Origin of the sequence: Pseudomonas sp. PA-4-8C (genome assembly GCF_021606625.1) — a bacterium.
GTDB classification, from domain to species: Bacteria; Pseudomonadota; Gammaproteobacteria; order Pseudomonadales; family Pseudomonadaceae; genus Aquipseudomonas; species Aquipseudomonas lactis.
The window spans coordinates 58265-64573 of record NZ_WKCD01000009.1 but is presented as its reverse complement, the minus strand read 5'-3'; the positions used below and the strand labels follow the sequence as shown (position 1 = coordinate 64573).

Below are 6309 nucleotides of genomic sequence, written 5' to 3'. Positions count from 1 at the left end.
GTCGCAGATCGGTCGCCAGCGCCTGGGCATCATGCGCGAAACCAACGACGGTTTTGTCATCGCCGAAAAAGACCTCGAACTGCGCGGCCCCGGTGAAATGCTCGGCACGCGCCAGACCGGCCTGCTTCAATTCAAGGTCGCCGACCTGATGCGCGATGCCGACCTGCTGCCCGCCGTGCGCGATGCTGCGCAAGCCTTGCTCGAACGTTGGCCCGATCACGTCAGCCCCTTGCTCAACCGCTGGCTGCGCCACGGCCAGCAATACGGTCAAGTGTGACGCCTGACGCACTTATCCGACCAACACCCGTATCAAGCTGGTTATACTCCAATGACTGTAAGAAATTGGATCAGGCCATGTCAGAAGTTGCCCTCGCCACAGCCCCACTGACCGCCCCGCCGGTCATTCGGGCGCTGCTCGCAAAGCTCGCCATCCCCTACACGGAAGTCCTCGAACAGCCTGGCCTGAACCCTGCCCGAAAGGTCCAGGCGGTATTGCTTGAGGATGCGGTTGGCGCGCTCATGGTGCTGTTCCCCCAAAGCCAGTTGCTGGACCTCAACCGCCTCGCCGAACTCACCGGTCGCCGCCTCACGGCCGTAGCCCCCGAGCGGGTCGAGCGCATGCTGGGCAAGCATGACCTGAGCCTGCTGCCAGGCTTGCCGCCACTGACCAGTTCGCCATGCCTGTACGAAGGCCGTATGCTCAATGAGCCGAGCCTGCTGGTGCATTCGGGCGAAGCCGGGCTGTTGCTGGAAATCCCCACCGACGCCTTCAAGAGCCTGCTCACCAAGGCCAGCGCCGCGCAGTTCGGTGAACCCTTGAGCAACATCCGCCCGAACCTCGACCGCCCCAATGATGACCGCGAGGAAATCACCCAGGCGATGCAAGCCTTCACCGCGCGCCGTATCCAGCAACGCCTGGAAGCGACCATCGAGATTCCGCCGCTGGCCGACACCGCACAGAAGATCATCAAGCTGCGTGTCGACCCCAACGCCACCATCGACGACATTACTGGCGTGGTGGAAACCGACCCGGCCCTTGCCGCCCAGGTCGTCAGCTGGGCCGCGTCGCCCTACTACGCCTCGCCGGGCAAGATCCGCTCAGTCGAAGACGCCATCGTGCGCGTATTGGGCTTTGATCTGGTAATCAACCTGGCCCTGGGCCTGGCCCTGGGCAAAACCCTGAGCCTGCCCAAGGACCGCCCGCACCTGTCCACGCCGTACTGGCACCAGTCGATCTACACCGCCGCTGTGATTGAGGGCCTGACCCGCGCCATGCCCCGCGCCCAGCGCCCGGAGGCCGGCCTGACCTACCTGGCAGGTTTGCTGCACAACTTCGGCTACCTGCTGCTGGCCCACGTGTTTCCGCCGCACTTCTCGCTGATCTGCCGGCACCTGGAGGTCAACCCGCACCTGTGCCACAGCTACGTCGAGCAACACTTGCTGGGCATCAGCCGCGAACAGATCGGCGCCTGGTTGATGCGTTACTGGGACATGCCGGACGAACTGTGCACCGCCCTGCGCTTCCAGCACGACCCCACGTATGACGGGCAATACGCCGAATACCCGAACCTGGTGTGCCTGGCGGTGCGCCTGTTGCGCAGCCGGGGGATTGGCTCCGGGCCGGATGAATCCATTCCGGACGCACTGCTTGAGCGCCTGGGTTTGAGCCGCGAGAAGGCGGAGGATGTGGTGGGTAAAGTGTTGGATGCCGAGGTGCTGTTGCGCGAATTGGCTTCGCAGTTCAGTCAGGGATAGACCTGCTGCCTGCGATGAATCCAACGCGGTGCATCTGAACGCTCTACGTCTTTGACGCTCGTTCCCACGCGGGGCGAACCAGTTGGGAACAGAACGCAGATCAGTCGTGGTTCTTATCAATCAATGTAAACACCAACGCTTTTACCTGAAAAGTGGAGGTGTACTTGCAAACCAGCTTGGTATTCGGATGTGTGCTTGGATCAAGATGATAGGCATCCCACCCTCCAGTCATACCCCCGGGCTGTGGCATTTTTACAGGAACACCTGATTCTACAGGGACGCCGAAATGCGACCGAATGTCGGATTTCGTCATCGTAGAAGCGAGAGGTTTGGGCAGCTCGCCCTTATATTCCAATGTCGACGGAGTGCTTTTAATCAGAGTGATGAACAGCGCTTCCAATCGCTTGGTTTCTGCCCAAAAACTCAGGGAAAGTCCCCATGCAGGTTCTAAGTGCAAGCGATCCCGCCCGTCATAGAGTTCTTGTAATGGCTGGTTCGGTATCAGCCCTTCAGTAATCAAATCTTCGTAGCGTTTGCCCAGATTTCTGATCCAGCCGTTAATAGTTTGCGCACTCATCAATACCACCCCTGTTCTTTACTGAGCCTATCCAGTTGCTCCCGAGCCACTTCGACGTCTGCTTCGGTGAAGCCTTCCTCCAGAAGTCCGCGTTTAATCGCATTGAAGTTGCTGTCCACTGCGGCCCTCAGGTCGGAGGCATCCTGCATCTGCTTTGCTTTGGTACTACGCCCGCCGTAGGTCTCACTATATTTTTGGTGGACTCGGGCAGGAATAGCGATGCTTGGGGCTCGCCGAAGGTAATCCCTTATTTCCCGTGGATCCATTTCTCCGTCAAGTTTTAGCAAAACAGCTTCAAGCACTTTACGAGCCGGAAGATGATCGATGTCATAGCCGTCTTTGGTGCTGCGACTGCTCAAGTCGTCATATGGCCCAACTTCCAGTGGGTTAACCATTGGCTTGGCAAACACCAAATACAACGGCGGCATACCCGAGTCAGCAGGAAACGAAATGATCGTATCCTGCCAGGTAACTTCGTCAGCTTCCCGGCCAGGGTAGTGGCTGATTGCCGAGTCTTGCCCTACTGCAATCGGATGAACGAACAAATTATCCAGGCGCTCCTGTGCAACCGGATTCGGACTCGGCGCGTTGACCACCGGCCCATTGTTCGGCGTCCACGTGATGCTGATGCCATCCAGCACCGCCACCATCGCGCTTTTGTCCACATTCCACCGGGCTTGTGCAACCGGCACACGGTCGGCGCCACTGCCAGGTTGGGTATGTATGCCGTAAACACGCAGTTCACCGAACTCATCCTGGCGAAACTAGAACCGCACTCGCGTACTGGCCAAGCGCATCCCTTCCAACTGCCCCGGGGTGTACAGCGTTGAATCACCGATATCGCGTGGCCAGAAAGCCAGCAGCATGAGGTTGAGGGCGGAGCTGGCGCCGGCCAACCCTCGTACAGCCCAGGCCCCGAGGTCGCTGCCGAGTGTGCCTGCAACCCTGCCGACGGCGCCCGTGGTACCGGTTGAAGCCATGAGGGCCGTGGTGCCAAAGTTTTTGGCGCTTTCCGGGGCGGTGCCCGCAGCTGTAGAACCGGCCGGTATCGAAACGCAGGATTTGGCGAAAACGCAGGCATCAGCGGCACGATTCGGCGCAACGGGCGCGGAAAACCTGGAAGGGGGCAAGGCGGATGCCGTCGGCCCCATTCCAGCGGAGGTGAATCGTTGAGGCTGTGGACCGAACTGCTGAGATTTGAAGTTCTGATTGGCAATCAACTCCGGCGGCGGATCGCATTTGCAGATACACAGATCCCCCTCCAACGCCGCTTGCTTGCCGTTCCACTCTTCGTGCAAATGAGGGCCGGTAAGCGCGATGAAGCCTTCAGTGCCGCAAGCCGGACAAGCGACCCGGTCACCCTCCCTTGAGATCATTTCGCCGTTGAAACTGGTGCCCTCACAACCGCTGGTTACCTTGCCACCCGCCGTGGTGGTTGAGCCCGTGGTGATGTTGTAGCGCCTCACATTGGGTTCTCCATGCAGTCGATGAGGTCGGCGTTGGTCGGTCCAACTGGCTGCTGAACTTGAGAATCAATGATCTTCATGTTGAGTCCTTTTTTAGCGCGCAGGGATGCTCAAACGCGGTCGTTGCGTTGTTATGCAAAGGGAAGGGCGCCGAAATGGCGCAAGGGAGATGTTGCTGACGAGCGCAAAGCCAAACAACTGTCCGTTCGGCTAGGTAGTGGGAAAAACAGAAACGTCTTACAAGGCTTTGAGGTTGTCCCTAGGACACTCGACCTCTAGTCTTCGTACACCGCTGCACACGCAGCGGTTGGGCGTCGCGGCCCGGTTTAATCAGACGCAAAGTGCCATTTCCGCTTTTAGATGACGCCTTTTTATCGTCTACTGTGCGGCGTTATGGTGGCTGTGCGCGGGATACCTTCGGGTATGCCGGTTTCCTGATTCCGGTCCGCGAACCTGCGTACAGCTACCACCCGATCGCGTCGCGGCGATCTGTGGCAGCTCCACTTAAATCAGGAAGTTCACGATGATCCAACCTACCCCCCATCCCCCCATCCGCTTGTTCACTGTAGCCGCAGGCATCAGTACCGAAGACCTGTTGGTCAACCTCAGCGAAACACTGGCCTCGGCCAATGCGCTGAGTTGCGATCTGGCCTTTGACCTTGAAGGGCCAAAACGAGAGGAACTGCTGGGCCTTGCGCAGTTAATCGAACTGGCACAGTTGCTAGCTGATCGGGTACTCACTGTCTCTGGGCAAGTAACCCGGTGAGATGACGGGCAATACCCCGAGAACCTGGTATGTCTGGCGGTGCGCCTGTCGCGCAGCCAGGGGTAAGCCCGCCGCCTGTTACACCGCTATCGCAGGCAAGCCAGCTCCCACAGTTGACCGTATTTCAAAGTTCTGTGGGAGCTGGCTTGCCTGCGATGAATCCAAGGCGGTGTCCCTGAACATCCCCCCTCAATGTAGGAGCGAGCTTGCTCGCGAAAAACCTGAGAACACCGCGGGGCGGCAGGCAACCCGCGTCATCGTTACTTCTTTTTCTTCGGCTTCAGATACTTGGTCAGCCCCTGGAACCAGATCACCAGTGCCGGGTTGCCCTTGATCTGGATCGACTTGTCCTGAATCCCCGTCATGAACGCCAGTTGCTTGTTCTTCGCCTGCATCGTGGCGAAGCCGTAGGCGGCATCCTTGAAGGCAATCGCGAAGGCCGGCGCCGGGTGGACACCTGAGCGGCTGGTGATGCGCTGGTCTTTGACGATGAAGTGACGGGCAACCTTGCCGTCGAGGGTCTGCAGCTGGAAGGCCAGGTCTTTGTCACCCAGTTGCTGCTGGAAGGCGGGGTTGGTGCGGCTGGCTTTGCCCATCATCAGGCCCAGCACCCACAGGAGAAGACGAAATTTCATGCACACGGCCTCGGTGTATTTATTGGAGTGGCCGCAGCAGTGTAACCATTTGCAAAAAGAACGCCACCGATCTCGCGCTTTAGGCGCAGATCGGTTGGCGTTTAACGCTTATAGCAACAAGTACTTAAACGTTAGGGCAAGGCACTGGCGCCCAGTCGGCCAGGTTTGGATTGCGGCAGGTCGCTTCGATCTGGGTCTTGCCCGCACTGGCGACCTGCTTGCTTTCAGCTTGCTTGGCCTGCACGGTCTGGATGCTGCGCTCGGTGGTTACCGCTTCTTTCGGCACTGTCGGCAGCACCGGCTTCTTGGCCGGTTTGACGGCTTTCTTGCCCTTGGCCGGAGCGACCACTGGCGTGGTATCGGCGGTGGCCACGGTCACCACATCGCTGCGCTGTACGCCGACCTGTTGCAGGTCTTTCTCGTAGGCCTGGGTGTAGTTGTTCAAGTCTTCGCTGGCTTTGCCGTTGACCGTCACGATCAGGTCATTGGATTCTTTCAGGCCCGCGACGATTTCCGCCAGGCGCTTGCGGCCTTCGGTGTCGTTGACGGTCTTGGCCTTGCGATCAGCCACCAGCTTGGTGAATGCGCTCTGGTAGCACTGCTGCGAGGCCTTGGCATAGGCGGTGCTGCGGTCGATGTCCGAGGCGCTTTTGTTGAAGTCAGTGGAGTAGGACGCGATGCGCTGGTTGTCATCGGTGATCTGCTTCTGGCGCTCGGTGTAGTACCCCGCCGCGCCGCCAGCCAGGGCGCCGCCTGCGGCACCGATTGCGGCATTGCGGCCACGGCTGTCCTTGTCGCCGGTCAGGGCGCCCAGCAGGGCACCGCCGGCCGCGCCGAGGGCTGCACCGGTGACGACCGACTTGGTCATGTCCGAATCGGTGGCGCGCAGGTGCTGCACCGGCTCGTAGCAGTTGGGGTAGTACTCGACCTTGGTGCTCGACGCTACCTTGGACGCAGGCGACGTAGCGCAACCAGTCAACACGGTGCTGAAACCAGCTTCGATCAGCAGCAGGTGACGCTTGGAAACCGCCTTACGGGAAAAAAGCATAGATGTGATCTCTGTTAAGTTTGACTTGCCCAGCACGGCCCACCGCCGCCTGAGTCCCTTCC

At 59.5% G+C, this 6309-nt stretch carries 6 protein-coding genes and 2 pseudogenes; 3 read left to right on the top strand and 5 right to left on the bottom strand.

The genetic code is table 11. The annotated features are described in order from the left end of the window. Window positions 1-277: pseudogene (locus GIW04_RS03405) on the top strand (ATP-dependent DNA helicase RecG); the annotation flags it as partial. 77 nt (window positions 278-354) lie between these two features. Beyond that, window positions 355-1755, top strand: coding sequence for an aminoacyl-tRNA deacylase and HDOD domain-containing protein (locus GIW04_RS03400; protein WP_003195528.1), 1401 nt, complete (start codon window positions 355-357; stop codon window positions 1753-1755). Window positions 1756-1855: 100 nt separating this feature from the next. Here GIW04_RS03400 and GIW04_RS03395 read toward each other — a convergent pair whose 3' ends face one another. From GIW04_RS03395 to GIW04_RS03385, 3 genes and pseudogenes are all read right to left on the bottom strand, one after another. Beyond that, entirely contained in the window at window positions 1856-2332 is a 477-nt protein-coding gene (locus tag GIW04_RS03395; protein WP_034134061.1) for a DUF6392 family protein, read from the bottom strand. Next, a pseudogene (locus tag GIW04_RS03390) lies at window positions 2332-3081 on the bottom strand (S-type pyocin domain-containing protein); the annotation flags it as partial. The gene GIW04_RS03395 and the pseudogene GIW04_RS03390, both read right to left, overlap by 1 nt. A gap of 15 nt (window positions 3082-3096) precedes the next feature. After that, window positions 3097-3798, bottom strand: coding sequence for a PAAR domain-containing protein (locus GIW04_RS03385; RefSeq protein ID WP_236269914.1), 702 nt, complete (start codon window positions 3796-3798; stop codon window positions 3097-3099). Window positions 3799-4321: 523 nt separating this feature from the next. On the opposite strand from GIW04_RS03385, the gene GIW04_RS03380 reads away from it, so the two are divergent. After that, entirely contained in the window at window positions 4322-4564 is a 243-nt protein-coding gene (locus tag GIW04_RS03380) for a DUF6124 family protein (RefSeq protein WP_120247450.1), read from the top strand. A 260-nt stretch (window positions 4565-4824) separates the two neighbouring features. On the opposite strand, the gene GIW04_RS03375 is transcribed toward GIW04_RS03380, so the two are convergent. Together GIW04_RS03375 and tagQ are read right to left on the bottom strand one after the other, a co-directional pair. Then, window positions 4825-5199, bottom strand: a complete 375-nt coding sequence (locus GIW04_RS03375; protein ID WP_003195530.1) for a hypothetical protein — start codon at window positions 5197-5199, stop codon at window positions 4825-4827. Between the two features lie 124 nt (window positions 5200-5323). Then, window positions 5324-6247 (bottom strand): type VI secretion system-associated lipoprotein TagQ, encoded by a 924-nt coding sequence (tagQ, locus tag GIW04_RS03370; protein ID WP_236269915.1) that lies wholly within the window; start codon window positions 6245-6247, stop codon window positions 5324-5326. Window positions 6248-6309: the final 62 nt, after the last annotated feature.